Source organism: Mesorhizobium robiniae, assembly GCF_040545535.1.
GTDB lineage: Bacteria > Pseudomonadota > Alphaproteobacteria > Rhizobiales > Rhizobiaceae > Mesorhizobium > Mesorhizobium robiniae.
This window is the reverse complement of sequence record NZ_JBEPMC010000005.1, coordinates 273,464-299,912: the sequence shown is the minus strand read 5'-3', so window position 1 is coordinate 299,912 and position 26,449 is coordinate 273,464. Positions and strand designations below refer to the sequence as shown.

The 26,449-nt window shown below is 59.9% G+C and carries 22 protein-coding genes; 14 read left to right on the top strand and 8 right to left on the bottom strand.

The genetic code is table 11. The features are described 5' to 3' along the window. Positions 1-350 precede the first annotated feature (350 nt). Entirely contained in the window at positions 351-1,049 is a 699-nt protein-coding gene (locus tag ABID19_RS16230) for a haloacid dehalogenase type II (RefSeq protein ID WP_354492189.1), read from the bottom strand. 143 nt (positions 1,050-1,192) lie between these two features. Further along, positions 1,193-1,981 carry a class I SAM-dependent methyltransferase gene (locus ABID19_RS16225; protein WP_354492008.1) on the bottom strand — a complete coding sequence of 263 codons (789 nt, stop codon included), beginning with the start codon at positions 1,979-1,981 and terminating at the stop codon, positions 1,193-1,195. Positions 1,982-2,142: 161 nt separating this feature from the next. On the opposite strand from ABID19_RS16225, the gene ABID19_RS16220 reads away from it, so the two are divergent. Genes ABID19_RS16220 through ABID19_RS16210 form a run of 3 tightly spaced genes read left to right on the top strand, consistent with a single transcriptional unit; the run spans position 2,143 to position 5,061 of the window. After that, positions 2,143-3,225 (top strand): ABC transporter substrate-binding protein, encoded by a 1,083-nt coding sequence (locus tag ABID19_RS16220; protein ID WP_354492188.1) that lies wholly within the window; start codon positions 2,143-2,145, stop codon positions 3,223-3,225. Further along, positions 3,215-4,282, top strand: coding sequence for a FecCD family ABC transporter permease (locus ABID19_RS16215; protein WP_354492007.1), 1,068 nt, complete (start codon positions 3,215-3,217; stop codon positions 4,280-4,282). Before ABID19_RS16220 ends, ABID19_RS16215 begins: the two co-directional genes overlap by 11 nt. Then, a complete protein-coding gene (locus ABID19_RS16210; protein WP_354492006.1) occupies positions 4,276-5,061 on the top strand; it encodes an ABC transporter ATP-binding protein in 786 nt (261 codons plus the stop codon). Before ABID19_RS16215 ends, ABID19_RS16210 begins: the two co-directional genes overlap by 7 nt. 104 nt (positions 5,062-5,165) lie before the next feature. Here the strand turns inward: ABID19_RS16210 and ABID19_RS16205 are convergent, their stop codons facing one another. Further along, positions 5,166-6,071, bottom strand: a complete 906-nt coding sequence (locus tag ABID19_RS16205; RefSeq protein ID WP_354492005.1) for a hydrogen peroxide-inducible genes activator — start codon at positions 6,069-6,071, stop codon at positions 5,166-5,168. A gap of 145 nt (positions 6,072-6,216) precedes the next feature. Between ABID19_RS16205 and katG the strand changes: the two genes are divergently transcribed. Then, positions 6,217-8,412 carry a catalase/peroxidase HPI gene (gene katG / locus ABID19_RS16200; RefSeq protein ID WP_354492004.1) on the top strand — a complete coding sequence of 732 codons (2,196 nt, stop codon included), beginning with the start codon at positions 6,217-6,219 and terminating at the stop codon, positions 8,410-8,412. Positions 8,413-8,512: 100 nt separating this feature from the next. Here the strand turns inward: katG and ABID19_RS16195 are convergent, their stop codons facing one another. Further along, positions 8,513-9,190, bottom strand: a complete 678-nt coding sequence (locus tag ABID19_RS16195; RefSeq protein WP_128285315.1) for an MIP/aquaporin family protein — start codon at positions 9,188-9,190, stop codon at positions 8,513-8,515. A 336-nt stretch (positions 9,191-9,526) separates the two neighbouring features. Between ABID19_RS16195 and ABID19_RS16190 the strand changes: the two genes are divergently transcribed. The 4 genes from ABID19_RS16190 (at position 9,527) to guaA (ending at position 13,660) form a co-directional block, all read left to right on the top strand. Then, positions 9,527-10,816: an RsmB/NOP family class I SAM-dependent RNA methyltransferase gene (locus tag ABID19_RS16190; RefSeq protein ID WP_354492003.1), complete on the top strand. Its 1,290-nt coding sequence runs from the start codon at positions 9,527-9,529 to the stop codon at positions 10,814-10,816. A 97-nt stretch (positions 10,817-10,913) separates the two neighbouring features. Then, a complete protein-coding gene (locus tag ABID19_RS16185) occupies positions 10,914-11,372 on the top strand; it encodes a PaaI family thioesterase (RefSeq protein WP_354492002.1) in 459 nt (152 codons plus the stop codon). Positions 11,373-11,376: 4 nt separating this feature from the next. Further along, positions 11,377-12,042 (top strand): 5'-methylthioadenosine/S-adenosylhomocysteine nucleosidase, encoded by a 666-nt coding sequence (locus tag ABID19_RS16180; RefSeq protein ID WP_354492187.1) that lies wholly within the window; start codon positions 11,377-11,379, stop codon positions 12,040-12,042. 55 nt (positions 12,043-12,097) lie between these two features. Beyond that, on the top strand, positions 12,098-13,660 hold the full coding sequence (gene guaA, locus ABID19_RS16175) for a glutamine-hydrolyzing GMP synthase (protein ID WP_354492001.1): 1,563 nt from the start codon (positions 12,098-12,100) through the stop codon (positions 13,658-13,660). 605 nt (positions 13,661-14,265) lie between these two features. Here guaA and ABID19_RS16170 read toward each other — a convergent pair. Continuing rightward, complete coding sequence (locus ABID19_RS16170; RefSeq protein ID WP_354492000.1) at positions 14,266-14,493, bottom strand: hypothetical protein; 228 nt, start codon at positions 14,491-14,493, stop codon at positions 14,266-14,268. Positions 14,494-14,730: 237 nt separating this feature from the next. Here ABID19_RS16170 and ABID19_RS16165 point away from each other — a divergent pair, with 237 nt between their 5' ends. From ABID19_RS16165 to ABID19_RS16145, 5 genes are all read left to right on the top strand, one after another. Beyond that, positions 14,731-15,912 carry an acyltransferase family protein gene (locus tag ABID19_RS16165; RefSeq protein ID WP_354491999.1) on the top strand — a complete coding sequence of 394 codons (1,182 nt, stop codon included), beginning with the start codon at positions 14,731-14,733 and terminating at the stop codon, positions 15,910-15,912. A 1,149-nt stretch (positions 15,913-17,061) separates the two neighbouring features. Continuing rightward, a complete protein-coding gene (locus ABID19_RS16160; RefSeq protein WP_354491998.1) occupies positions 17,062-17,775 on the top strand; it encodes a Crp/Fnr family transcriptional regulator in 714 nt (237 codons plus the stop codon). Between the two features lie 383 nt (positions 17,776-18,158). Further along, complete coding sequence (locus ABID19_RS16155) at positions 18,159-18,929, top strand: response regulator transcription factor (RefSeq protein WP_354491997.1); 771 nt, start codon at positions 18,159-18,161, stop codon at positions 18,927-18,929. A 41-nt stretch (positions 18,930-18,970) separates the two neighbouring features. Continuing rightward, on the top strand, positions 18,971-20,884 hold the full coding sequence (locus tag ABID19_RS16150) for a Wzz/FepE/Etk N-terminal domain-containing protein (RefSeq protein ID WP_354491996.1): 1,914 nt from the start codon (positions 18,971-18,973) through the stop codon (positions 20,882-20,884). A gap of 302 nt (positions 20,885-21,186) precedes the next feature. Further along, a complete protein-coding gene (locus ABID19_RS16145) occupies positions 21,187-22,053 on the top strand; it encodes a sugar transferase (protein ID WP_354491995.1) in 867 nt (288 codons plus the stop codon). 58 nt (positions 22,054-22,111) lie between these two features. On the opposite strand, the gene ABID19_RS16140 is transcribed toward ABID19_RS16145, so the two are convergent. Beyond that, on the bottom strand, positions 22,112-22,486 hold the full coding sequence (locus tag ABID19_RS16140) for a hypothetical protein (protein WP_354491994.1): 375 nt from the start codon (positions 22,484-22,486) through the stop codon (positions 22,112-22,114). 18 nt (positions 22,487-22,504) lie between these two features. Here ABID19_RS16140 and ABID19_RS16135 point away from each other — a divergent pair, with 18 nt between their 5' ends. Further along, the gene (locus ABID19_RS16135) at positions 22,505-23,977 is read left to right on the top strand and encodes a hypothetical protein (RefSeq protein ID WP_354491993.1); all 1,473 of its coding nucleotides are present in this window, start codon (positions 22,505-22,507) and stop codon (positions 23,975-23,977) included. A gap of 15 nt (positions 23,978-23,992) precedes the next feature. Here the strand turns inward: ABID19_RS16135 and ABID19_RS16130 are convergent, their stop codons facing one another. Beyond that, positions 23,993-25,429 (bottom strand): polysaccharide biosynthesis/export family protein, encoded by a 1,437-nt coding sequence (locus tag ABID19_RS16130; protein ID WP_435528732.1) that lies wholly within the window; start codon positions 25,427-25,429, stop codon positions 23,993-23,995. Between the two features lie 14 nt (positions 25,430-25,443). Beyond that, positions 25,444-26,310, bottom strand: a complete 867-nt coding sequence (locus tag ABID19_RS16125) for a glycosyltransferase family 2 protein (protein ID WP_354491992.1) — start codon at positions 26,308-26,310, stop codon at positions 25,444-25,446. Positions 26,311-26,449: the final 139 nt, after the last annotated feature.

Here is a 26,449-nt window from a genome sequence, read left to right as displayed (position 1 = left end):
TGTACGGATGGTCGAGGATCTGGGGCTGGTGATGCAGAAGACTGCGTGAGTGGGCAAGGCGCTTCAATCCGTCTACTATGGGATGACCTTGTCTTGTGTCGGGCCGATCCATAGGGCCTGTAGCACTCCGCTGGTCCCGCCGCGGATGTCCTGTGGTCGGCCGACAAGGACAAGTTTGCAGGGATGACGTCCATGTTCAGCGGTGCGGGCGAGAAGCTGCCGCCAGGGGGCACTCCCCCGTTGGGACGTTTCGTGGCCGGGTTGTTGTCTGGTTGCGGGTTGGGAAGTTTGTTCGCTTTGCGAGCAACGCGGCCTTTTACTACCCGGCTGCCGGAGCGGCCCCTCGCAATCTACTTCAGGATCGCAGCGAGTTCGATCAAGTCGCTTGCCATGTATTCCCAACCATCGAGCCGTTTGACAGCGGCAGCCTTCGATGGGTCATGCGCATTTGAGCGAACGACATACGCCGTCTTCAATCCGCATTGACGCGCGGCGTCCAGATCGTAGTCGTGGGCGGCAACCAGCATCGCCCTGTCCGGCTCCACGCCCAGCAGCTCGCAGGCACGAAGATACACCTGTGGCATCGGCTTATAGGCCTCAGAGATATCAGCGCCGAGGATCGTATCCCATGGCAGCCCGGCATGTTTTGCCATGTCCACCAGAAGTCGGGTGTTCCCATCGGAGAGCGGTGCGACGATGAAGCGTTCCTTCAATCTGGAGACGCCCTCCACCGAATCCGGCCACGGCTTGAGGCGGTGCCAGGCCAGATTGAGGTCTTCCAGTTCAGGACTCGGTACAGCCGATGGCGTCAACCCGAACTCCTTCAGGCACGTTTCCAGGTTCTCCATATTGAGCAGATCGAGCGGGACAAAGGGCCGCCGACCGCGGCGAACGGCTTCAACCGATGCATCATAGTGTCCGACCCATGCATCGGCAAAAGCGCCAGCGTCGATATGCGAGGCGTCATGGCGCTTCAGAAACGAACTCGCCTCCGCCGCTATGCTGCCGCGCCAATCGACAACGGTTCCCAAGACGTCGAAGAACAACACCTCAACTTTCGTCACTTTAGCTCTCCATGCTCGTCGGTCTGGTGGTCCGAGCCGCCAGCAGGTGGAGCCACGAACGGCTGCTCTGAGTCAAACTTTGCCCGCGCGGTTCCTCTTACGCAATCGACATCAAGTCTGTCCGGAGCTTACTTCCGCTTCGTAGCGCAGATCGCAAAGCGGTGTTGGGTGGCTCGTTCGATCGCCCTGGGCCAACTCATCTGTCGAGCCTGAGCGCGATGGATTGCGCCCAGTTTCCAGTCGACAACGGGCTGATCGAACCCGGCTTCGGCCAGTAAGCGCCTTATCTCTCCGGCCCGTGCGCCGCCTGAGAAATAGACACGGGCAAGAATACTCAGGTGGCGGCTGGCCATCGAAGCGCCGTCATTGTCCGCGACCCGGGACTGGCCTGCCGTGAACTTCTCCCAAACCTCCCGCAATCTCATCGCCCAGTTGCGGCTGACAAAATCCCCGTCGATGACCAGCAGCTTACCGCCGGGCTTCAGCAGCGAGAACCATTCGGCAAAGGCCGCCTTCGGATCCACCAGCGTCCAGACCAGATGACGGGTAACAATGACGTCGTAGCTGGCCTTGTCTTCGAATGTCCGCTCAGCGTCTCCTAACCTGAAGCGGATATCGGCGCCGCGGTTTTGTGCCTTGGCGCGCGCTTTGGCGAGCATGGCTTCCGACCAGTCGAGGCCCGTCACCACAAATCCCAACTCGTGCATCAGATGCGAAATCACACCCGTCCCACAGGCGAGGTCCAGCGATGTCCGCCCGGCGCCGGGTCCAAGATGCCTGCGTATGAGGGCATGCCAGGCGGTGCGCTCCTGCTCGGAAAAAATCTCGTGACCGACCTGCAGGTCGAAGGTTTCGGCGCGCTCGGACCAATAGTCCCGAATTTCGTCGCGCAGCGAGTAGTTTGCGTGAGCCGTCATCGCCCGAACCGCTCTCTCCAAAGCTGTACATTGGAATTGCTCTAAAAGATAATTCTTGATTACACAACTCATGTTTTATAAGCCGGGCGGCAAACTAAAATCACGAGAGCACAATGATTTTGAAGTCGATATTTGCGGCCGCGGTCGCCCTCGCGGCCTTCATGGCGCTTACCCCAGGCGCGCGCGCTGAGACCGTTACAGACATTAGCGGCCGCAAGGTCGAGGTGAAGACGCCGGTCGAGAAGGTCATCCTCGGCGAAGGCCGGCAGATCTACCTGATCGCCGCACTCGATACCGACGATCCCTTGAAGCGGATCGTCGGCTGGCGCGAGGATTTCTCGCAGGCCGATCCCGACAATTACGCCGTCTACCTGGCAAAATTCCCCTCGATGGCCACGATCCCGACCTTCGGCGGTTTCAAGGACGGCACCTTCGACATCGAGCAGGCCATCGCGCTTCAGCCGGACGTGATGATCATGAATATCGAGTCCAAGCAGGCAACCGAGGACGCGCAATACATCGAAAAGCTCGCCGCCGTCGGCATCCCGGTGGTCTATGTCGATTTCCGCGAGCATCCCTTCACCAACACCGAGCCGAGCATGCGCCTCATCGGCAAGCTCTTTGGCCAGGAAAAGCGGGCTGAGGCGTTCATCGCCTACCGCGCGGCCCAGATCGCGCGCGTCACCGATGTTATCGCGGAGAAGAATCCCAAGCGCCCGACCGTGTTCATCGAGCGCGCCGGGGGCTATTCCGACGATTGCTGTATGAGCTTCGGCACCGACAATTTCGGCAAATTCGTCGAGATGGCCGGCGGCCAGAATATCGCGGCGGACCTGATCCCAGGCACCTTTGGCGCGCTCAACCCGGAACAGATCATCGCAAGCGATCCCGACCAAGTGATTGTGACGGGCGGTAACTGGGAGGCCTATGTGCCGGGCGGCAAATGGGTCGGCGTTGGTCCCGGCGCGGACGAAGCGGAAGCACTGAAGAAGCTCAAGGGCCTGACGGAACGGCCCGCGCTAACCGGCATCAAAGCGGTGGAGAACGGACAAGTCCACGCCATCTGGCACCAGTTCTACAACAGCCCCTATCAGGTCGTCGCCATCCAGCAGATGGCCAAGTGGCTGCACCCCGACCTGTTCGCCGACCTGGACGCCGAGGCCACGTTCAAGGAGTTGCACGAGAAGTTCCTGCCGGTCGACTACAGGCCCGGCCATTGGGTCTCACTCTCCGATGAGCAGTGAACCAGCGGCATTATCGGCCAAAGAAGGGCGCGGGCTTTACCGCGCCCTTGTTCTGCGCAAGCAGCTCATCCTGGCAGGGTTGGCCGTAACTCTCCTCCTGAGCCTGTGCGTGGACCTCGCGCTCGGCCCTGCCAGCTACAGCCTCGACCAGGTGGTGCTCGCACTGGTTTCTCCCGGCAGCGTGCCGCTCCAGGTGCGCGTGGTGCTGTGGGAAATCCGGCTTCCCATCGCGCTGATGGCCGTGGTCGTGGGCGCTGCACTGTCGGTCGCCGGCGCGCAGATGCAGACCATCCTCAACAATCCGCTCGCCAGCCCCTTCACGCTGGGCATTTCGGCGGCGGCCAGCTTCGGCGCCGCGCTCGCGCTTGCCTTCGGCGTGGCACTCATCCCAGCCGCGATCGAATATGTCGTCCCGCTCAACGCATTCGCGGTGGCGATGCTGACCGCGCTCGTCATCCACCTGCTGAGTCTCAAGCGCGGCGTGACGGTCGAAACCATCGTGCTTCTCGGCATCGCGCTCGTCTTCACCTTCAATGCGCTGCTATCGCTCGTCCAGTATCTTTCCTCAGAGCAGGCGCTGGCCGCGGTCGTGTTCTGGACGATGGGAAGCCTCACCAAGGCCACCTGGCCCAAGCTCATCATCACCAGCCTCATCCTCCTTGTAACGCTTCCGATTTTCGCGCGCCGCGCCTGGGCGCTGACGGCGCTGCGGCTAGGCGAAGACAAGGCCGCGAGTTTCGGGGTCAAGGTCGCGCGCCTGAGGCTCGAAACCATGATGATGGTGAGCCTGCTCGCCGCTATCCCTGTCGCCTTTGTCGGCACGATCGGCTTCATCGGGTTGGTCGGCCCGCACATCGCCCGCATGTTGATCGGAGAAGATCAGCGCTTCTTCCTGCCCGCCTCGGCTCTTTCAGGGGCGCTCATCCTTTCGGCGAGTTCGGTCGCGAGCAAGTCGCTCATCCCGGGCACGATCTTCCCGATAGGCATCGTCACCTCACTCATCGGCATTCCCTTTTTCATCTCGCTCATCCTCTCGAATACGAGGCGCTCATGGTGACGATCAGGCTTGACGATCTCGGAGCTTTCCACGGTAACCGGCTGGTGCTGAGCGGGGTTACGACACCGCATCTTTCCGGCGGGCAAGTGGTCGCCGTCATCGGCCCGAACGCCGCGGGCAAGTCCACATTATTCAAACGTATCGCCGGGCTCTTGCGGGGGCCGGGCCGTATCGAGGTCGAAGGCGCGCGCGCTGCGGCACGGAATACCATATGCTACATGCCGCAGGATACAGCCGCCAACGCAGTGCTGACCGTCTACGAATCGATCCTGCTTGCCCGCAAACAGGACTCGGCCTGGAGCGTCACCGCCGCGGATCTGGCAACGATCGACCTAACCATAGCCGGTCTGAACCTGTCCGACATCGCCTTTCGCAATATCGGGGAGCTTAGCGGCGGGCAGCGGCAGTTGGTGAGCCTGGCGCAGACACTGGTTCGCGAACCTGAGGTGCTGCTGATGGACGAACCGACCTCCGCGCTGGACCTCAGTCGCCAGGTGGAAGTCCTGAGTTTGATGCGAACGGTCGCGCGAGAAAGGGGCGCGGTGGTGCTGATGGCCCTTCACGACATCAATCATGCCCTTCGCTTTGCCGACCGGACCATGGTCATCGTCGAAGGCAGGCTCGTCGCATGCGGCCCGTCGCGCGATGTCATCACCAGCGCCCTTTTGCGGCAGGTCTACAAGGTGGATGCGCGGATCGAGATGTGTTCCCGCGGCATCGGTCATGTAATCATAGACGGAGCAGTGGCGGCGACAAAGCCGGCGTCGATGGCGGCGTAGCGCGAAAAGGCTGCGAGAGAGATTCCCGATTCTCGTGGGCGGCGACTGCTCCTTTTGGGCGCTTGCGGGCGTGCGCGGAATGACGCCGTTTCACGATAGGCGCCTCACGCCGCCAGCACAGCTGCATCCAGCCCGCGAATAATCTTCGCCAGTTCCACACATTCATCGTGCCGAACCTTGTTGCGCCGCCAGGCGAGACAGATCGTGCGCTGCGGCATCGGTTCCTGGAAGGGCACGATCTTCAAATCGCGCATGGCGCTGGCCGGCCCTGCTGCCATTTCCGGAATGAGCGTGACGCCGAGCCCGTGCGCCACCATCTGCAGCAGCGTCGTCAGGCTGGTCGCGCCGTAGCTCGCCATTGCCACCGGGCGCACGCTGCCGCAGACCGCAAGCGCCTGCTCGCGCAGGCAATGGCCTTCCTCCAACAGCATCAGCCTTTCCAGCGCCGGGCTTTCGGGTGGCACCGGCGGCGAGGCGAAGGCGGGATCGCCGGCCGGCACGGCAAGGAAGAACCGATCAGAGAAAAGCGCCTCGGTGATCAGGCCCGGCTGATCGAGGGGAAGGGCCGCGATGAAGGCGTCGAGCTTCCCCAGGCTGGTGTCTTCGATCAGCGACGCCGTCACCGCTTCGCGCAATTCGAGCTGCAAGGCCGGAAAATGACGTCTCAGCTCCGGCAGCACATGCGGCAGGAGATAGGGTGCCACCGTCGGAATGATGCCGAGCCGGAAGCGCCCCTCCATAGCGGGGCGGCCGCGCCGGGCCGTGGTCTCGATCTCGCGGATATCGGCAAGAATGCGCTCGATGCGCGGCAGCATGGCCAGCGCCTCGTCGGTCATCCGAACCGATTTGCCGCGCTCGAACAGCCGGCAATTCAGGCGCAGCTCCATCTCGGCGATCTGCGAGGACAGCGCCGGCTGGCTGACGCCGGCCAGCTTCGCGGCGCGGCCGAAATGCAGCGTCTGCGCCAACGCTTCGAAATAATGCATCTGCCGTACAGTGAGGCCTATCATAAGGAAAACCTATCGCAACAAACAGGAAAGGCAATTTGTTTTTATCGGCACGGCAGCCTAGTCTGGAACCATTCCAGAATGGCGTGGCTCAAGGCCCGCCCGGAAAATCGATAAATCCCGGAAAATCGACAAATCGGAGAGAACGATGGACGCAAAGACCGATGACAATAGCGCGGGAAAATGCCCGGTCGTGCACACGACGGCTGCCAGGGCCAACCGTGACTGGTGGCCGAACCAGCTGAACGTCCAGGTTCTCCACCAGCAATCGGCACTGTCCGATCCGATGGGCGAGGCGTTCGACTACGCCGAGGAATTCAGGAGTCTCGACCTGAACGCCGTGATCAAGGATCTGCATGCCCTGATGACGGACTCGCAAGAGTGGTGGCCGGCCGACTTTGGCCATTACGGGCCGCTGTTCATCCGCATGGCCTGGCACAGCGCCGGCACCTACCGCATCGGCGACGGACGTGGCGGTGCCGGAGCCGGTCAGCAGCGCTTCGCGCCGCTGAACAGCTGGCCGGACAACGTCAACCTCGACAAGGCCCGCCGGCTGCTGTGGCCGATCAAGCAGAAATACGGCCGCAAGATCTCCTGGGCCGACCTGATGATTCTGACCGGCAACGTCGCCCTGGAATCGATGGGCTTCAAGACCTTCGGTTTTGCCGGCGGACGCGCCGACGTATGGGAGCCCGAACAGGACATCTACTGGGGTCCCGAAGGCAAATGGCTGGCCGACGAGCGTTACAGCGGCGACCGCGATCTCCAGAACCCTCTCGCCGCGGTGCAGATGGGTCTGATCTACGTCAACCCGGAAGGGCCGAACGGCAATCCGGATCCGCTCGCCGCAGCGCGCGACATTCGTGACACCTTCGCGCGCATGGCGATGAACGACGAGGAGACTGTCGCGCTCATCGCCGGCGGACACACCTTCGGCAAGACCCACGGCGCTGGCGATGCAACGCTGGTGGGTCCGGAGCCTGAAGCCGCCGGCATCGAAGAGCAGGGCCTGGGCTGGGCGAGCAAGTTCGGCACCGGCAAGGGCGGGGACGCGATCGGCAGCGGCCTGGAAGTGACCTGGACCACGACGCCGACGAAATGGGGCAACAACTTCTTCGACAATTTGTTCGGCTACGAGTGGGAGCTGACCAAGAGCCCGGCCGGCGCGCATCAGTGGACGCCGAAGGGTGGCGCGGGCGCAGGCACGGTGCCGGACGCGCATGACTCGGCCAAGCGCCACGCGCCGTCGATGCTGACCACCGATCTCGCTTTGCGGTTCGATCCTTCGTACGAAAAGATCTCGCGGCGCTTCCATGAGAATCCGGATCAGTTCGCCGATGCCTTCGCCCGCGCCTGGTACAAACTGACCCATCGCGACATGGGCCCGATCGTGCGCTATCTCGGTCCGCTCGTTCCCAAGGAAGAGCTGCCTTGGCAGGATCCCATCCCGGCGGTCGATCATGTGCTGGTCGATGAGCTGGACGTGGCCGCCCTGAAGGCGAAGATTCTCGCCTCCGGCCTTTCGGTGCCGCAACTGGTGTCAACAGCCTGGGCGTCCGCCTCGACCTTTCGTGGCTCCGACAAGCGCGGCGGCGCCAACGGCGCGCGCATTCGCCTCGCGCCGCAGAAGGACTGGGACGTCAACCAGCCGGTTCAGCTGGCCAAGGTCCTGGAGAAGCTCGAAGCGATCCAGAACGAGTTCAATGCTTCGCAGTCCGGCGACAAGAAAGTCTCGCTTGCCGACCTGATCGTCATTGGCGGCGCCGCCGCGATCGAGAAAGCCGCGAAGCATGCCGGCAATGACGTGAAGGTTCCGTTCACGCCGGGGCGCATGGATGCTTCGCAGGAGCAGACCGACGTGGAATCCTTCGCCCCGCTCGAACCGACCGCCGACGGCTTCCGCAACTATCTTAGCGGCAGTCAGCGTTTGTCTCCCGAGGAGGCGCTGGTGGACCGGGCGCAATTGCTGACGCTGACGGCGCCTGAAATGACAGTCCTTGTTGGCGGCCTGCGCGTGCTCGGCGCAAACGCCGACCAGTCCGGGCACGGCGTCTTCACCGATCGGCCTGAGACGCTGACCAACGACTTCTTCGTCAACCTGCTCGACATGGGCACGGTGTGGAAGGCGACATCGGAGGCCAAGGACGTGTTCGAAGGACGCGACCGGGCAACAGGCGCGCTCAAGTGGAGCGGCACCCGCGTAGACCTGATCTTCGGTTCGCATTCCCAACTGCGCGCTCTGGCGGAAGTCTATGCAACCGCGGACGCCAAAGAGAAGTTTGCCAACGATTTCGTGGCGGCATGGAACAAGGTGATGAACGCCGATCGGTTCGAACTCGCCTGATCGGCGAAGATCCGGAGCGGACAGCATCGCCGCTTGCGGTAAGTCTCAACAAAAAGGCGCGGTCTTGGCCCGCGCCTTTTTGCATTGAAGCCTTCGAAAATCAGTCCTTCTCGAAGATCCGGGTCTTGGCGACCACGCCGGCGATGGCGCCGCCGATCAGCGGTGCGACGATGAACAGCCAGAGCTGGCCGATCGCAGCACTTCCGGAAAACAGCGCCGGGCCGATCGAGCGGGCCGGGTTGAGCGACGTGCCGGTCACCGGGATGATGGCGAAGTGCAGTCCCGCCAGCGTCAAGCCGATAACGAGGCCGGCAAAGGCTGTCGTGTGGCTGCCGCTGGTGACGCCGAGGATCACCGTCACGAAGGTGAAGGTTCCGATCAGCTCCCACAGGAACGCCGAGCTGACGCCCCATTTCGTCGCATCCCAGCCATTGGCGCCGAAGCCGCCGGTGTGTCCGCCGACCTGTCCGGAGACGATGATCCACAGCGCCAGCGACGCAATGATGGCGCCGATGATCTGCGCGATCCAATACGGAATGACGTCCTTGGCCTGCATCCGGCCGGCAAGGAACACGCCGAGTGTCACCGCCGGGTTGAGATGCGCGCCCGAGATCGGGCCGATCGCATAGGCCGCCGCAATCAGGCCGATGCCGAATGCAAGCCCGATGCCTTCCTGGCCGAGCGGCAGCGCGCCGCCGAAGCCGCCCGTCACCACCGAAGCCGTGCCGATGAACACCAGTAGAAATGTCCCTAGAACTTCCGCCAGATAAGTCTTCATTGCCCTCTCCTCGTAATTTCCCGCCGATCCGCTTGCAGTTCTTGGCGAATCACGCAGCGAAAGAGTATCGCAACTTCAAAACTTTGGAAGCACAAGCATTACGCCTGACTACAGCGCCGCGCGTCCATTGGGACGCGCAAAGGACGCTGTAGCACTTTGATTTTGCGCATGATCCTTACCGAAAATCGATTCCGATTTTCGGGGGTCATGCGCTAGATCTGTGGGTGCTAACATATCTGTGCTCGATCTAGCGTCCGAGGCTCTCCCGGCTTGTGTGCGCCAGTCCAGCGCTTTAGAGCAGGGCGGAAGTAATTTGCTGAATAACGGAATGACAAGATGCGACTGGGCGGACGGCTGGCGGCGGCCATCGAAGTGCTGGATGATATCGGCCGGCGTCACCGGCCGGTCGCCGATGCGCTGAAGGACTGGGGCCTGTCGCACCGCTTCGCCGGCGGCGGTGATCGCGCGGCGATCGGCAACATCGTCTATGACGCGCTGCGCCGGAAGCGCTCCGCCGGCTGGCTTTTGGACGAGGACACGCCACGCGCCATCGGCTTCGGCGCGCTGCTGCTTGAATGGAACCAGACCGCGCAGTCGCTGAACGAGGCGCTCGATGGCGACAAATTCGCGCCGCCGCTGCTCAACGCCGACGAATTGAAGGCGATCGCCGCCCGCCAGCTGGACGATGCGCCGCCGGTGGTGCGTGCCGACATTCCCGATTGGTGCGAACCGCTCTTCGAGCAGGCCTTCGGCGCCGCCTGGGTTGAAGAGGGTGCGGCGCTGGCGACTCGCCCGCCGCTGGATATCAGGGTCAACACGCTGCAGGCCGATCGCAGCAAAGTGCTCGCCGAGCTGGCCGAGACCGGCGCCAAGGCTGCACGGATCGCGCCGCACGGCATCCGTATCCCGCCGATCGCAGGCGACGGCAGGCACCCGAACGTGCAGGCGGAGCCGGCCTTCCAGAAAGGCTGGTTCGAAGTTCAGGATGAAGGTTCGCAGATCGCCGCCACGCTGGCTGGCGCGGAGGCCGGGATGCAGGTCCTCGACTTTTGCGCCGGCGCCGGCGGCAAGACCCTGGCATTGTCGGCGGCGATGGACAATCGCGGCCAGGTGTTTGCGCATGACGCCGAAAAGGCGCGGCTGGCGCCGATCTTCGATCGCATCCGCCGCTCGGAAAACCGCAACGTGCAAATCGTCACCAAGCCGACGGAGCTCGGCGCCCTTTCGGGCCACATGGATATCGTCCTGGTTGATGCGCCGTGCACCGGCAGCGGCACCTGGCGGCGCCGGCCCGATGCCAAATGGCGGCTGACGCAGAAGCAGCTCGATGCACGCAAGGGCGAGCAATCGGCCATCCTCGACGCGGCCAAAGCCTTCGTCAAGCCGGGCGGGCTGCTGGTCTACATCACCTGCTCGGTGTTCGACGAGGAGAATGGCGAGCAGATCGCGGCCTTCCGGGATCGGAACAGCGGCTTTGTTTCGGTCGACCATCGTCAGCTCTGGGACAGCCGCTTTCCGGGCCACGAGGCGGCCGCGCGTATCGGCGCTGCAGGCGGCATTTCGCTGTCGCCGGCGCTGAGCGGTACCGATGGGTTTTATGTCTGCGCGCTGCGCAAGGGCGGCTGAACTTTGCCAGCGAGCCTGATTGCTGCAGTGCAGCAATAGCGATTGCCTGCCGCTTATGCCTCTGCAATAAGCTTTTCTGACAGGAGCGTGAAAAGCCATGGCCGCAAAGATCGTACCCGCCTCCGATTATGAGGATCGCGTCAGGACATCCTTCGCGCGCCAGAACGCCATGACGACCATAGGCGCCGAGCTGACGTTGGTGACGCCCGGCATCATCGAGATCGAAATGCCTTATTCGGCGGCGCTGACCCAGCAGCACGGCTTTCTCCATGCCGGCGTCATTTCGACGGCGCTGGACTCGGCCTGCGGCTATGCGGCTTTCTCGCTGATGCCGGAGAATTCCGGCGTGCTGACCATCGAGTTCAAGGTCAATCTGCTGGCGCCGGGCCTGGGCGAGCGTTTCCTGTTCCGCGGCTCGGTGACGAAGCCCGGCCGCACCATCATCGTCGCCGACGGGCAGGCCTATGCCTTCGCCGTCGACGGCGAGGCCAAGCTGATCGCCACCATGACCGGAACGATGATGACGGTGGTCGGTCGCGATGGCATTGAAGGTTGATCCGATGCCCAAGGCGGTCAGAATTGCGGGTCGGGACGTCCTTTTCGTGATGGCGGCGCAGGCCGAATACGGTCCGCATCTGCAGCGGCTTTTCACGCCTGTCATGACAGGCGTGGGGCCGGTCGAGGCGGGCGTCAGGCTGGGTGCCGAACTGTCATGGTTGAAGTCTGAAAAGGCGCTGCCGGACCTCGTGGTGTCGCTCGGTTCGGCGGGCAGCAGGACACTGGAACAGACGGAAATCTACCAGGCCGTTTCGGTCGCCTACCGCGACATCGACGCCTCGCCATTGGGGTTCGAAAAGGGCGCGACGCCGTTTCTCGACCTGCCGGTGACCGTGCTGCTGCCGTTCAGGATTCCCGGCATAAGAGAGGCGACGCTGTCGACCGGTGCGGCGATCATTTCCGGCAGCGCCTACGATGCGATTGCTGAGGACATGGTCGACATGGAGACCTTCGCCTGCCTGCGTGCCTGCCAACTGTTCAGGGTGCCGCTCGTCGGCCTGCGCGGCATTTCCGACGGGGCCGCCGATCTCAGGCATGTCGGCGACTGGAAGGAGTATCTCCATGTCATCGACGAAAAGCTGGCGGATGCGGTCATGCGGCTCGAACAGGCGATCGGGTCCGGCGCACTGCAGTTTGGACCACCACATGAAGACGCGGAATCAGATTGAGAGAGACGCCTCGCAACCCATTGCGCCGACTCGTTTCTTTCTCTAAACGCTCGCCATGAAGATAGCCAATCACCCCGACACCGTCCTGATTGTCGATTTCGGCAGCCAGTTCACGCAGCTCATCGCCAGGCGCGTCCGCGAGGCCGGCGTCTTTTCCGAAATCGTGCCGTTCCAGTCGGCCGAAGCGGCGTTCAAGCGCATCAAGCCGAAGGCGGTGATCCTGTCCGGAGGCCCGGCCTCGACCAGCGACATCGGCAGCCCCCGCGCGCCGCAGATCGTCTTCGATGCCGGGGTGCCGGTGCTCGGCATCTGCTACGGCCAGATGGCCATGTGCGTGCAGATGGGCGGCGTCGCCGAAAGCTCCGACCATCGCGAATTCGGCCGTGCCTTCGTCGAGATCCAGAAGGACAGTCCGCTGTTCGAGGGCCTGTGGGCGCCCGGCCAGCGGCACCAAGTGTGGATGAGCCACGGCGATCGTGTCATCTCCTTGCCGGAAGGCTTCGAGGTGTTCGGAAAATCGGAAGGCTCGCCCTTCGCCATCTTCGGCAATATCGAGCGCAAGATGTACGGCATCATGTTCCACCCCGAAGTGGTGCACACCCCGGACGGCGCCCGGCTGCTCAGGAATTTCGTCCACAACATCGCCGGCATCGAAGGCGACTGGACGATGCGCGCCTATCGCGAGCATGCGGTCGAGACAATCCGCAAGCAGGTCGGCAAGGGCAAGGTCATCTGCGCGCTTTCGGGCGGCGTCGATTCCTCGGTCGCTGCACTCCTGATCCACGAGGCAGTCGGCGACCAGCTCACCTGCATCCTTGTCGACCACGGGCTGATGCGCAAGGACGAGGCGGCAGGCGTGGTGGAGATGTTTCGCCAGCACTATAATTTGCCGCTCATCCTGGTCGACGCTTCGGACCGTTTTATCGGCGCGCTCGAGGGAGAGTCGGACCCGGAAAAGAAGCGCAAGACCATCGGCCGGCTGTTCATCGAGGTGTTCGAGGAAGAGGCCGAGAAGCTCGGCGGCGCCGATTTCTTGGCGCAAGGCACGCTCTATCCCGACGTCATCGAAAGCGTCTCTTTCACCGGCGGCCCGTCGGTGACGATCAAGTCGCACCACAATGTCGGCGGCCTACCCGAGCGCATGAACATGCAGCTGGTCGAGCCGCTGCGCGAACTGTTCAAGGACGAGGTGAGGGCGCTCGGCAAGGAACTCGGCCTGCCCGACAGCTTCATCGGCCGGCATCCGTTTCCCGGCCCCGGTCTTGCCATCCGCTGCCCGGGCGGCATTTCTCGCGAGAAGCTGGAGATCCTGCGCGAGGCCGACGCCATCTATCTCGACGAGATCCGCAAGGCGGGCCTCTACGACGCCATCTGGCAGGCCTTTGCCGTGCTGCTGCCGGTGCAGACCGTCGGCGTGATGGGTGATGGCCGCACTTATGAATTCGTCTGCGCGCTGCGCGCCGTCACCTCGGTCGACGGCATGACTGCGGATTTCTACCACTACGACATGGCGTTCCTGGGCGCCGCCGCCACCCGCATCATCAACGAGGTGCGTGGCATCAACCGCGTTGTCTATGACGTGACGAGCAAGCCACCGGGCACCATAGAGTGGGAATGATTCAGACCTATCCGGCAGTATCCGAAACTACGCTACGGTTCGCCATGACCGGCTGATAAATCAGGATCTACGAGGAGCTCCGCCTCGATCTGTCGGGAGCCTGCACATGGCCCGCGCCCGAACTGGACGGAGACGGCCGATCTCGGGTACGGCTGTCCCGATCTCGGCATATTCTTCTGCGAGCCACATTGTGGATGTGCCTTGCCTATATCGACCAGTCACCAGAAACGATCTCTACAATTGCCCATCCAGCCATTCCCGTAAATCGCGATCTTGCTCGCTTTCGGTAACGGGCGGCGAGGGCCGCATCCAGATATACCAGACGGCGGCAAGCACACCGGCAGCCCATGCGCCGGCGAATACATTCGCAATGAGGTCGATTGGAACCTCCCAAGCCGACCGCAACATTAGCATGGGATCAATTAGAGAGATGGCATCAATTAGGCGTACGGCAGGTACACTTTTGGCTGCAAGGCGCCGGTTCAAAACGAGCGATCTACCGTCCTAACCAGCCCTTCTTTGTGATGACGCAGCCGGCCGAAACCCCGACGCTGCCGGCGATCGCTTTGATCACAGCGTCCTCAAGGGTAGGGTGGCGACTTGGGCTAAGCATCTGCAATGCCGAGTCCAGCCACGATCACCACGCTAAGCGCCAGTATCCAGTTGCGGTCGTAGGCGAGACCGAACAACAGACCGACGACAAGGAATGCGGCGACCCGTTCTGGCTCTGGGCCAAGGCCTGAATGGGGGCGCATTCCAATCGGCACAATCGTCGCGGCTATGATAGCGATGAGCAAGAGCCATGCGGTTATCTTGAAGACGGCACGAAGCATTCTCCATCATTATCAATGATTGGAACGCGATGCTACTCCACTTCTAAGGGGTCGAGTGATCAATATGTTATAAAACCTCGTCTAGAGAAGGTAAGGTGTAACAGGCCGGAGTATCTTCAGCAGGGAAAATACCATATCAGACGGGTAATCCATTTGGCTTATATCCGAATGTACTAGCATGTGTGCAGATGGATTCACGGTAATATTCCGCCTTGGCGTTGGCAAGGTCCGGAAACATTGGAACGCAGTGTCCACTACCTTATCATAGATTTCTTACGCATTTTTGCAGCGATTTTGGTGCTGCTGAACCATTTCGCGACATACGCCTGGAACAGTGCGTCAGTCGCCGAGGGAAGCGATGTCGCCTTCGGTTTCCTGTCGGCGTTTGCCGGTTTGGGAGCTGTAGGGGTCGAGATTTTTTTCGTAATTTCCGGGTTTGTCATCGCCATGAGTGCCTCAGGCGAAGGGGGGGCGTCGCAAGCACTGCGTTTCGCACGCGTCCGCGCTACGCGTATATTGCCAGCCTTGTGGCTGTCTGCGCTCGTCAGCTTGGCCGCACGAGCTTTTTATGGCGAGGATTTGTCCTATCTTCTGATGGATTTTTGTAGATCTTTAATATTGTCCCCTAAAGGACCCTATATCGACGGGGTAGTATGGTCTCTCGTCGTCGAGGCCGTATTTTATATCTTGGTAGCCGCATCAATCTTGTCGAGATTTCGTCTATCACTCTACGATCTTGCCAAGATAATAGGGTTTTCTAGTTCGGTATATATTCTCATTGTCTCGGGGCTACATTTGCTGCCACCGTCCACGCGGTCGGAGGAAGCAATTTCAGCGCTTTCGCGGTTCCCCTTCAAACTGCTTCTGCTGCAGCACGGCGTTTTCTTCGCTGCCGGTATGGTCTTCTTTCTTGTCAAGAACGGCGGTGATGATCATCGCAAAATGGAGCGTCATGCGTGGAAGGCAATATTGTTGTTTCTTTTCGGCTGTATGAGCACTGCGGAGATTTTCATTTCGGTTGAGCGCGACTATGCGCATAAGATCTATGCTGTGGTAATTTGGTTGGCATGCATGTATGCAATGGCAAAAGGAATAAATCACGGTAAATTTATTAAATATAAACTTTCTAAGCATCAGGAGATAATAAAATATATTGGAGGAGTAAGTTACCCAATATATTTGAATCACTATTCCGTCGGCATGGTTACGGTCTGGTGGCTATTTACCTGGGATTTTCCGGCGCCCATCGTCTTTGTGCTCTCCATGCTGTTCGTTTTGGGTTTGAGCATGGCTGTTATGTGGTTGGAAAAGAGGATTCAAAGCGCCGTCAGAGGAGGGGGCGCTAAACCCGCCGTCAGACGCGATCACGATGGCGATTTAGAGTCGCCGATGGGGGACCAGGAAACCCCACGCCTTTAGGCGGCTGAGATCCCGGCGCTGTAAGCGTGGCGGCCGCATGGTTTGGGACCGCGCTGCATCGGAAAGGGCGCCGTGGGAACGAACCGATGAGACGCGCGCCCTACATCTACAACCTGGCCCTGCCTTGAATCAGGCGACAATTTCAGTGTGACGTGTCTCAGCCCGCCAAGGGCGGACCAATCCGGTTTTAAGCCGCAACCCGAAGCCACCACCGCGTGTGGAACATTCACACTATGGACCGTGGCAAGACGGTTGAAGCGCCGCTCGCCCTAGGTGGTGCTCCACGATGCGCAAAAGCCGATGCGGCCGTTGGACGGCTTCGGTTGGTACCATCGGCTTTCCAGATGTCCTTTTGCGGGTATGTGGCGGGCGGTCTCTTCGCATTTGCGAAGTAATCGGGGAACCATAGCTACCGCGAATGGGGTATCTTGCCACTGTGCAGCGGTTGAAACGGGAACCGTTTGGGCCGAGGAATGGGGCATCAATCGGCCCACTCCAGAACTGCGGCGAAGGGTACTAGTTGGGCCGCAGTAGTCGTTCCGGATAAACCAGCGCTCTCGTCCTTTGAACGTTGTCTTAGGAGAAAGAAAATCTCGTGCGGCCTCGCGGCGAGTTACTGGTCCTGTGAGGCAGTTCACCTATAGCGGTTGCGCTTGTAGCACTGCACTTGACGTGTGAATCGTGCTGCATACCAGGAGCCGCCAGAAGTGTTATCTGCGAATGAAATCAAAGGGGTAACCCAAAGACGTGGTATGGTGTGGCCGACTGAACGACCGGCGGGTTCAGTTGGCAATGTCGGCGCGACCTCCAGTCAAAGCAGTGATGCTCGCCTCGGTTTGATTCCGGCGGATCAGTCACGCCGAATGCCGTGAGCGCGTGTTCGAAAGTTGACGGCGAGTGGCAGATGTCACCGAGCGCTGGCGACCGCCGGAGACGTCGCGACGCGGAAGGGCGGTGCAGAAAATCGGTCGAACTTTAGGGTCAATTCGGATCCTATTTCGGGCTTGATCGGGCAGGATCCTTGCTTTCTTGGGAGAGTGCAGTGCAATATCATCCGATGGTTGTAGCCTGAGCAGGGTACTCAGCGCGTCAAAGCTGAAGTACATTTTTGCCTAGGGAGGTATCTAGAGGAGGATTGGCGGGGTTCGAATGACGTACGCTTCACGCCCTTTTTCGAATGGATATGAAAACGGTCCGACGTCGGTCGGAGTTAAAAGCCACGATAAGGCGTATATTAAGGCGCTAGGTTTCGTGCCGAAGCGATACGAGGCGGAAACCGCCATCGTCAATCAGGGGGAGGGCGACGATCGGGTCTTCTTGATCGAGTCAGGCTGGGGGTGCATTTCCCATGATCTTGCCGGTGGCCAGCGACAGATCTTGGATTTCGCCCTGAAAGGCGATGTCGTCATGCCACAGATGTACACCGGTACTGCTTTTGAGACATTTGTGGCTCAAACCGACCTTGCGGTATTGGAAGCCTCCACCAAGACACTTGGTGCGGCGAAGTCGTCCCACATAGCTTCTCTTTTTCTCGAAACTATCGCGCGCCAGAGAGCGCTTGTTGCCCAACACCTCACCAACATAGGCCGACGCAGCGCCTTGGCGCGTACAGCGCACTTATTGCTCGAACTGAGAACGCGCTTGGAGCGTGTCGGTGCTGTCACCCGCACGGGCTATGCATGCCCTCTCACCCAGTACGACCTCGCGGACGCGCTCGGCCTGACGCCGATCCATGTCAATCGAATGCTGCGGGAATTGCGGGAACGTAGGTTCCTGGAGTTCCGCCAAGGTCATGTTCGCCTGCTCGATCGACTGGGCGTAACGAAATTTGCCGAGTTCGATGACAGCTATATCTATGGTTGACGCCACATTGGCGCACGACGCCAAGGCGGTGCGACGCGCCTCAAAGCCATACCGCCTCCGTGAAAGCCGGCTATCCTTATGGACGGCGATATTTGCAACTGGAAAACAACGCGAGGGTCCAGTTTCCGCTCGATTCGGCTCTTCTGAGACCAAATGAAGTAGCCAAATTTTTTTTTTAGATTTTGTTAACCTAAATTAGTGAAGGCCCATCTTTTGACCGATACCCTCGTCTACGCAATAGTGCTGTGACCGTGGCGGGGGCCTGACAATCTCACACTTATAATGAAGGTGGCGCGAGCGGAACATCGCTCGCGGGAAAGGTAGTTTTCCGAAGTCCCTCTCGTGCTGGTCTCTAAACGTGGGTAATGTTGGGGAGTAACTTCATGGTTGCGACAATTCAATTGGACACCAAATCGCCCGGTGCGCTGGAATTCGTATCGCGGAAGGCCGGGAATGGAATACATCTTCATAGACACGGCTTAGCCGAATCCTGCCTGGCTCTGGTGGATGAACGAGTGCTTGACCGACAATGTCTTGCGCAATGCCTGACCGCTTATGGCATCGGGAAGGAAATCCTGTCGTTCGGTTCCATCGAAGAGTGGCGGCATCAAGAGATCGCGTTGTCGACGTCGGCTATTCTACTGAACGTGGGCAGCCGAAAGGTGACAGACGCAAGGACCGGCAGCGAGATCGCCGATCTCGTGAATGAGGCTCACCCGGTTCCAGTGGTGATTTTGGCCGATACCGACGATTTGGAGCAGATTCTGAAGGCATTGAATTATGGCGCAAAGGCCTACATCCCTTCGTCGATCCGTTTCGAGATCTGTGTTGAAGCCGTAAATCTTGTCCTTGCCGGTGGCACATTCGTCCCTGCAAGCAGTGTGCTTGCCCAGCACAAAGCAATCGATACGGGTGTCGATATGACAAGGCCCATGGCGAGCGTTTTCACGGAGCGGCAAGAAGAGGTCGTCCAGGCCCTCAGGCGCGGGAAGGCGAACAAGATAATCGCTCATGAGCTCAACCTCCGAGAGAGCACGGTCAAGGTCCACATCCGCAACATCATGAAGAAGCTGAAGGCGACGAACAGGACGGAGGTCGTCTACAAGCTCAATGAGATGTTTCCTGGCGCCCAAATGTTGAGCCGATCAAGCTAAACGGTTTCGCCACGGCTGCATGCTCCCAATGTGGCCCATTGGTGGCGATCCTGCTCGACCGTTGCAGTTCGCCGCTCTTTTCGTTGCAGATATGGATTGAAGCCATGCTAGACCGGCCGTTGGCGGCAATTGCTCACAAGCCATGGCTCGGGGCAGATGCCTCGCAGGATTTTATCAGCCTCACAGACGTTGTTTCTTTTGTCCGGCAGTATCTTTTCTCGATTCTGGCATTCACGGTCGCCGGGATCGTTTGCGCCACATTTTACTTTGTTACCTCGGATCCTATTTATACGGCGCGGACCCAGATCCTCATCGAGCCGAAGATTCCCAGAAACCTTCAGCAGCAACCCGCCGAAGTGAATCTGTCGCTCGACACCGCTCAGGTCGAGAGCCAGCTCGCAGTTCTGCGGTCCCAGAAGATCGCCAGGATGGTGATCGATGAGCTTGGACTCATGAACAATCCAACGTTCAGGGATATGCAAGGTCCGACCATAGGCGAGAGGTTTCGCAGGGCCTGGGTGAGTGTGGTTCAGGCCGGTGGACCTCATCGAGTGCTGCCGGGGCCGGACCGAATGCAAACGGCTAGCCCGCAGCCGGAATCCGAACGTGAGCTTAGCGCAGTGGAGACATTCAACGATGGCTTGGACGTCCAGCGTGTCGGTGTCTCGTATGCGATAGACATCACATTCCAGTCTCTGGACCCGGCATTGGCGGCACGCATTGCAAATGCCACAGCGGACGCATTCGTGCGTGAGCAAGTGCAAACGACTACAGCAGCGGCCAGCGAAGGCATCGCATGGTTGGAAAGGCGGATGCGGGAGGTCGGCGATCAGATGAACAGGGCAACCAGGGTCGCCCAGGAGTTTCGCGCAAAGCACGACTACAGCATAGATCAGGGGGAGACGTCCATCGAGGGGCAGGCTCTCCCGCCCAGCGAAGAACAGCCAACACACCAGACTACGCTAGAGCAGTTGGAAGTTACCGCCGACACCTATCGCAAGATGTATGAAAGCCTGCTCGGGGCGTATACGAACTCGGTTGACCAACAGCCTTATCTAATCGCCGATGCTCGCGTCATTACATCCGCAACGAGCCCAAAGATAGCGAGTCGGCCGCGCAAGACGCTGATCCTCGCCTTTGGTGCACTTGCCGGACTGGTGGCTGGCATCGGGTATGCCGTGGCGCGGCGCGGCCTCGATCGGAACGTGAGGACACCGCATCAGATCCGATTGGAATTGGGCCTGGCCTGTATTGGAGAACTGCCGCCGGTCAACTTCAGGCGGGGTGGTTTTGGCCGCCTTGACGAGGTGCTGAGGAACCCGGACTCTTCATTCAGCGGCAGTCTTAAAAGAGTCAAGGCGATCATGGGCTTGGCCGGGACCACCCATTCAAGGCGTCGCATCGGAATCACATCCGTGTCCCCCGGTGATGGAAAGAGCACCGTTGTGAGCAATCTGGCGGCCCTCTGTGGGGCCTCTGGCACAGCGACCCTCGTGATCAACGTCGATCATAAGTCGGCCCTGGCCAACGAACTTATCGATCCATCCGATTTCAAATTGATCGGCCAGGATTCCGGGAGCCCCAAAGATCTCGTGAAGCAAATTCGGTTCATTGAAGAGACATCATTTTATTACCTGAAGAACGATTGGTCGAGTTCGTCGGATTTGCGTGTTCCCGACAACATGGAGAGCTTACTAAGCGGTGCTGGCGCTTACAGTGTCGTCATTGTTGAGCTTCCGCCGCTTAGTTCAGGTGCTGAAGGGCTTGCCGTCTGCCCGCTTCTTGATGGCGTGATTGTGGTGGCGCAGTGGGGTGTGACGTCGCTCGATCAACTTGAGGATCTGACGCAGACTCTCAAAAACACCAATTCGTCCGTCCTTGGTGTGTTGATGACACGTGTTCGTTCTGTTTCGGCTCATCGTTACCGCAAGCGCGCAGCCGAAGCACCACGCTGACATCTTGTCCTCGCAGCATTGTCAGTGGAGCGCGAGCCCATCGCCCGTCAATTCGACCTGCCTGCCAGTGAATCTGCGCCCCTGGCAAGACGGCGCAGAGAACGGCGAGCCGAACGTTCGATTCCGGTATCGTGCCCAGCCTTTGGACGGAGCAGCCATTCGTCCGTACCTAGCTTTAGCATCTTAGGGGTAGCCCTCCGCTGCCAATCACCCCCAATCTACCACCTTTTCCCTGCTTGCCGGAGGTCATCCGTCGTCGACAAAATGCAAACGAAAACAGCTGAAATCGAGCGCAAGCAGAAATGTCCAACGTGATCGAAAGCAACCTGGGGTCGTGCGAAGACTTGGCCCTTGAAGACTGGGCCGTTCTGGTCGGAGCCAAGCCTGCGGCGACATTGCTTCTCCGGCGTGAAACCGGCGCGGCCGCCACATCGAACACGCCAGACCCTTCGTCGCCTCAACTCAATGCAAGCCATGACCACGGGACCATTGTGCTTGAGCCAGGTACGCAAACGGCAAGCATTCAGGAAAATGCGCGAGGCGACCACCGACAGCCTCTCGGCGGTCGGGCCAAGAGGGTTCTGGATCTGCTGGTGGCCTCGACAGCGCTCATTATGGCCGGCCCGCTCCTGGTTCTTATCCCGCTTCTGATCAACGCCACCACAGGCGGTCGGGTGCTGTTTGTTCACCGCCGTATCGGATTCAACGGAAAGGTCTTCGACTGCTACAAGTTCCGCACCATGGTACCAAACGCCGAGGAGGTGCTCGAGCGGCATCTGAGCAGTGATCCACAAGCCGCCCAGGAGTGGGCAGCGAACCAGAAGCTGAAGTGCGATCCGCGTATCCTGTTTTTCGGGAAGATGCTTCGCAAATCGAGCTTGGATGAGCTGCCGCAGCTGTTCAACGTCTTGCGTGGCGACATGAGTTGCGTCGGTCCGCGACCTGTCGTTGCCGACGAATTGCGACGCTACGGCGCCGCGTCGCACGAATATTTGAAGACGCGGCCAGGACTGACCGGCCTCTGGCAGATAAACGGGAGAAACATGACAAACTATTCACATCGCGTATTGCTGGATACGCAGTACGTTCGAACATGGTCTCTACGCAGCGATCTTTCGATCCTGATGCGGACAATACCGGCCATGATGAAGTTTGATCAGACCTCCTGAACTTGGGAATGTCAGGGGGAGATGGAGCGGAACGGTCTTAGGGGTATCGCCCACGCGATTATCGCCCGCGGCCTGGGCGGCGCCGCAGCACGGCAAACGCAAGGCCGACCAAGTAGGCAATTTGGGTGACGATAACAAGGTAGAGTGTCGAGCGGATGGTGGTTTGAACAGACAGGTCGAGAAAACTGCCCACAGCGATGCTGACGACGATCACCACCAATGTCGCCACTATCAGCGCCGGCGCGCGCAGCGTAAGCCCCATTATCAGGGCGACACCCGCAACGCCGACAATGGCAAGCAACACGACGACCTCCCCGGGGCAATTTACGCTGCGCGAGATCAACCCCGTCCCAAGGAAATCAGAGTCGCCCGTTTCTGTGAAGCCACTCGCTTGGCTAAGCGGTTCCGGTGGCGCAGCCAGCATCGGGATCATTGATCGTCGGAGGATGAAATGCAGGTTTCCGTCGTTGGGTTATTAATTTGCACGGGAATCCTAGCCTTCGTCGTTTACATGCGCTGGTCGATGATCACCGCGCTAATTGCCTCTCTGGCTTTTGGTGCGACCGCGATCGGGACAATAACCGCGCTTGGCGGCTCATCGCCGCTTATCTTCACGGTCTTTGACATGCTCCTGATAGTGACCGCGCTAGCTCGACGGGGAATCTGGGGAGAAATAGGAGCGGTCTTCGTTCGTATAGGTGCAGCATGGATCGTCTGCGCGCTCATGATCTATGTGAGCATCGGAGCGCTGTTATTTCCAAGGCTCTTTGCTGGGCAGACGAGCGCCTTCGTCGCTTCCCGCACCGGTAGGGGCGTCTACGAAGCGGCCTTGGCGCCGGTCTCGGCCAATATCTCTCAGGCGGGATACTTCGTTCTGGGAGGGCTGACATTCCTGGCTGTCTGTCTGCTGCTTCGGCGCAGCGGCACGTTAGCCGATATCAGGCGAGGCTTCTTCTTATGGTTCAGCTTGCACGTGTCGATGGGTATTCTGGATTTGTTGGGCAAGGTGATTGGCGCCGGCGACATCCTCGCCCCGATTCGTACGGCCAATTACGCCATGCTGACGCAAGTTACGGAAGCTGGATTTTGGCGGATTGCGGGGGCGTTTTCAGAGGCATCGGCATTCGGCGGGGCATCGCTGGCAGGGCTGGCGTTCACCTACACCTATTGGCGCAAGACCGGATCCAAATTCGCATTGGGGTTAGGAGCGGCCCTGTTTGTTCTCCTGCTGTTGTCGACATCGTCGACCGCCTATGTCGGTCTTGCAATCATAAGCGTGCCCGCTGTCTTTTCCGTCGTGAAGTCGCTCGCTTCAGGTCGGCTGAGGCCGGGGGAGGCACTGCTTATCGCGTTGCTGCCGCCGTTGCTCCTCTCCGCGATGGCCGCCAGTCTGCTCTATCCGCATTTCTTCGATCCGGTTTTGCAGCTTGTCGACACCACGGTAATCAACAAAGTTACATCGGCCTCCGGCCAGGAGCGCAGCTACTGGAATTACAAAAGCCTGCAGTCTTTCTTCGATACAGGTGGGCTGGGGGTTGGGCTGGGAAGCTCGCGGGCCTCGAGTTGGCCGATAGCGCTGCTTTCCCAGTTGGGCCTGTTCGGCACCGCGATGATGACAGTTCTGTTGGCAATGCTGGTACGCGGTCTGCGGGGTGGCGGCGGTCGGATCGACCCGGAGGTTGACGCGATCGCATCGAGTGTGCGCGCTTGCGCCTTGGCTGCGCTCGTCGCCGGTTCCCTGGCAAGCGGTAGCGCCGATCCCGGTATCGTGTTCTTGATTCCTCTCGCGGTCGTTCTTGTCAGCCGGCTCTTGCCTGTTGAAGACAAAAGGGTTGCTGGAGCTCTTGCGACGCTCCAGCATTCGCGCGATTCCAGCGAAAACGCGATTCAAGCCCAGGTCGGCAGTGTTCCAGGCCGCGTCTAAAAAAATCCGCCGAGGCTACGGAATGCCAACAGTATCGCCGGTGATATCTGCTTTGAGTTCTATTCCCGGCGCCCCGTGCCGCTCGGTTGACGTCAGGTCCAAGACGCCTGTTTCATCCGGAGGCAGTGGTATTTCAACCTTGATGGTATCTCCAGGCTCCACGACACTCGTTTCCTTAGCTTGTATTTGCGCCGTCGTACCATCCGCCGACGGTCGGAAAATCGTGTAGATTGGCGCAGCCAGATCCGCGTCGGCTCGGCGGGCAAGAAGGTTCGGGGCGGATATCGCGGAGTCGTACAGTAGCCGCCTTGCTGTTTCTGTTTTGCTGTCGAGAGCATCGAGTTCGGCTTGAGTCTGACGCAGGTCGATCGTTATCTCGTTTTTCCGCCCATCCTGGAGTTCGAGAATTGATATGTCTGTCTTGCTGATTTCCTGACGGCCGCGCAGCAGACTGGTTTCCGCTGACAATCTCTCGCTCTGCGCCTGCGCAAGGGCTCGCTCGAGGGAAAATTCCCGCGGCGCCGCCGCAAGACCCTTGACGACAAGCGCCGAGACCGCTGTCAACTCTTTCTGGATGGAGCCGATCTGCTTGTCGAGGAAAACGAGTTGCGCTTCCAGCGAAGCGAGTTCTTTCTGGAGGAATTCACGCAAACCTTGAAGCGCCTTGATCTGAGTGTCCAACCCTTCGCTGCGCGCTTGGAAGATCAAACGCTCCTGGTTCATCAGCATAGCGAAAACGCCGTCCTGAATGCTCGACGTCAACTGGGGCGGAAACTGAATGTCGCTGGCATGCGAGAGTTCCGCCTCGAGCCGTGCCTTGCGAGCGAGGAGATTGGCCTCGTTCAGTTTAAGCAGGTCCACGTCCCCTCGACCCTGGATCACTTCGCGCTCGAACCTGGCGTCCTTGTCCTCCCGCGTCCGCAGTCCGCCGGCAATACTCAATGCCTGCAAGACGGTCAGTCCGGGCCGGTATGCGAATTCTCCCGACTGCGTCACCTTGCCGACAACGTAAAACGGTCGGAACTGGACGATTTCCACAGCAGTGTTCGGTTTTCGCCCAAGACCGACACTTTTCATCAGCCTGTCGCCGATGGAGTTCGCAATCTCGCTGCTGGTGAGGCCGGCAGCCTTGATTTCGCCAACCAGCGGCAGCGAGACGGAGCCGTTGGGACCGATCGTGTATACGTCGTTGAGAGCACTCCAGGCAAAAATCGTGTCGCGCGACGCGCGCCATTCGTAGACCTTGATGCGGAGCTTATCCTGCGGGCCGAGCACATACTCTTTGGCGTTTGCAACCGAAACACCCAACATGCAGGCCAAGGACATCCCCGCCGCCACCACGACGTGGAGCGAGCGCCAATGCTCGCGCCGATTGGACAGCCTGTCGGGGCACCGGGCTCGGTGATTTGAGCGAGTGGCTTTGTCGGTCGAAAAAGACGGGTCGTCGAGCATCTCTTGCCTCTGCGCTAGATCTCTAGGATGTATTCTGGCTGCACCCGGCCTCTTGCGACGTGTGAAAGAGCCAGAAGATTGCCGCGCAGACGTCCTCTCCGGTCGATGTAGGATTCCGGCCAGAGACTGAGCGCGAGGTTGGCAAGCAGATTCTTGCCCATCAATTTTACTGCGACCGTCAATGGAACGGTCCCTTTGCGGATGAGGTAGATTGGGTTCGCCACCTGAGAATAGCCGAAACGAACGCCGTTTACGCGACCGCTCTTGACGCCGAGATGAACTCCGCGGATCGAACGCAGAGAGACGACCCGCCCTCGGGCTCTCAACTGGCTGGTGAAATCAACGTCTTCCTGCCACCCATAGAGCACAAGCCGTTCGTCGAAGCGAAGGCCGTTGATGAATGCCGCCCTGATCGACATGTTGCATCCATAGGCGCTGAGTTGATCCACTCCACGCGCATCAGTCGCTGTGCCGGCTTCGTGAAGCGCCTGGATACCTTGGTCCCAGGTTAGCCCTGCAGTCGTGGCGCCGTCCTTCAGCACGTTTCCAGTCACCACTGCCCAGTCCGGCTGCTGGTTGAACGCCTTGGATACGCCTTCGAGATAGTCGTCTGCAGGAATGAAGTCGTCGTCGAAAAAGGTGATTACGTCGAAACGGTCACCCGCGACATCGAGGGCGATATTGCGCTGTGCCGGCAAGCCCGTTTTCCCGAAGACGCTCGATACAGGAAACCGGCAAACTATGTTGTCGGGAACATGGCCTGCGTCGGGAGCCGAAATGATTACCGCGTCAGGAAGTCGGGTTTGTCGCTCAAGCTGAGCGAGAAGCCGAGCCACTTGTTCCCGGCGACCAAACGTTGCGACAATAACGACCATTTTCATCGACGATCAACTCCCTGCGCGGCAATGGACACGGACACGGCGCCCCGGACTGCTTCTGCCCCCGCACTGCTTCTGACGTGAGCGCGCTATGATCCTAATCCGCCGATCGTGCCGACACAGCCTGCGCATAAGGTTAGCG

What these genes read in the sequence shown, in the direction of transcription:
- ABID19_RS16155 (WP_354491997.1), top strand. Translation starts at nt 18,159, where the DNA reads ATGGTTGCGACAATTCAATTGGACACCAAATCGCCCGGTGCGCTGGAA.
- ABID19_RS16140 (WP_354491994.1), bottom strand. Translation starts at nt 22,486, where the DNA reads ATGATCCCGATGCTGGCTGCGCCACCGGAACCGCTTAGCCAAGCGAGT.
- ABID19_RS16220 (WP_354492188.1), top strand. Translation starts at nt 2,143, where the DNA reads ATGGCGCTTACCCCAGGCGCGCGCGCTGAGACCGTTACAGACATTAGC.
- ABID19_RS16125 (WP_354491992.1), bottom strand. Translation starts at nt 26,310, where the DNA reads ATGAAAATGGTCGTTATTGTCGCAACGTTTGGTCGCCGGGAACAAGTG.
- ABID19_RS16130 (WP_435528732.1), bottom strand. Translation starts at nt 25,429, where the DNA reads ATGCTCGACGACCCGTCTTTTTCGACCGACAAAGCCACTCGCTCAAAT.
- guaA (WP_354492001.1), top strand. Translation starts at nt 12,098, where the DNA reads ATGAAGATAGCCAATCACCCCGACACCGTCCTGATTGTCGATTTCGGC.
- ABID19_RS16215 (WP_354492007.1), top strand. Translation starts at nt 3,215, where the DNA reads ATGAGCAGTGAACCAGCGGCATTATCGGCCAAAGAAGGGCGCGGGCTT.
- ABID19_RS16210 (WP_354492006.1), top strand. Translation starts at nt 4,276, where the DNA reads ATGGTGACGATCAGGCTTGACGATCTCGGAGCTTTCCACGGTAACCGG.
- katG (WP_354492004.1), top strand. Translation starts at nt 6,217, where the DNA reads ATGGACGCAAAGACCGATGACAATAGCGCGGGAAAATGCCCGGTCGTG.
- ABID19_RS16190 (WP_354492003.1), top strand. Translation starts at nt 9,527, where the DNA reads ATGCGACTGGGCGGACGGCTGGCGGCGGCCATCGAAGTGCTGGATGAT.
- ABID19_RS16135 (WP_354491993.1), top strand. Translation starts at nt 22,505, where the DNA reads ATGCAGGTTTCCGTCGTTGGGTTATTAATTTGCACGGGAATCCTAGCC.
- ABID19_RS16205 (WP_354492005.1), bottom strand. Translation starts at nt 6,071, where the DNA reads ATGATAGGCCTCACTGTACGGCAGATGCATTATTTCGAAGCGTTGGCG.
- ABID19_RS16170 (WP_354492000.1), bottom strand. Translation starts at nt 14,493, where the DNA reads ATGCTTCGTGCCGTCTTCAAGATAACCGCATGGCTCTTGCTCATCGCT.
- ABID19_RS16195 (WP_128285315.1), bottom strand. Translation starts at nt 9,190, where the DNA reads ATGAAGACTTATCTGGCGGAAGTTCTAGGGACATTTCTACTGGTGTTC.
- ABID19_RS16185 (WP_354492002.1), top strand. Translation starts at nt 10,914, where the DNA reads ATGGCCGCAAAGATCGTACCCGCCTCCGATTATGAGGATCGCGTCAGG.
- ABID19_RS16145 (WP_354491995.1), top strand. Translation starts at nt 21,187, where the DNA reads ATGTCCAACGTGATCGAAAGCAACCTGGGGTCGTGCGAAGACTTGGCC.
- ABID19_RS16180 (WP_354492187.1), top strand. Translation starts at nt 11,377, where the DNA reads ATGCCCAAGGCGGTCAGAATTGCGGGTCGGGACGTCCTTTTCGTGATG.
- ABID19_RS16160 (WP_354491998.1), top strand. Translation starts at nt 17,062, where the DNA reads ATGACGTACGCTTCACGCCCTTTTTCGAATGGATATGAAAACGGTCCG.
- ABID19_RS16225 (WP_354492008.1), bottom strand. Translation starts at nt 1,981, where the DNA reads ATGACGGCTCACGCAAACTACTCGCTGCGCGACGAAATTCGGGACTAT.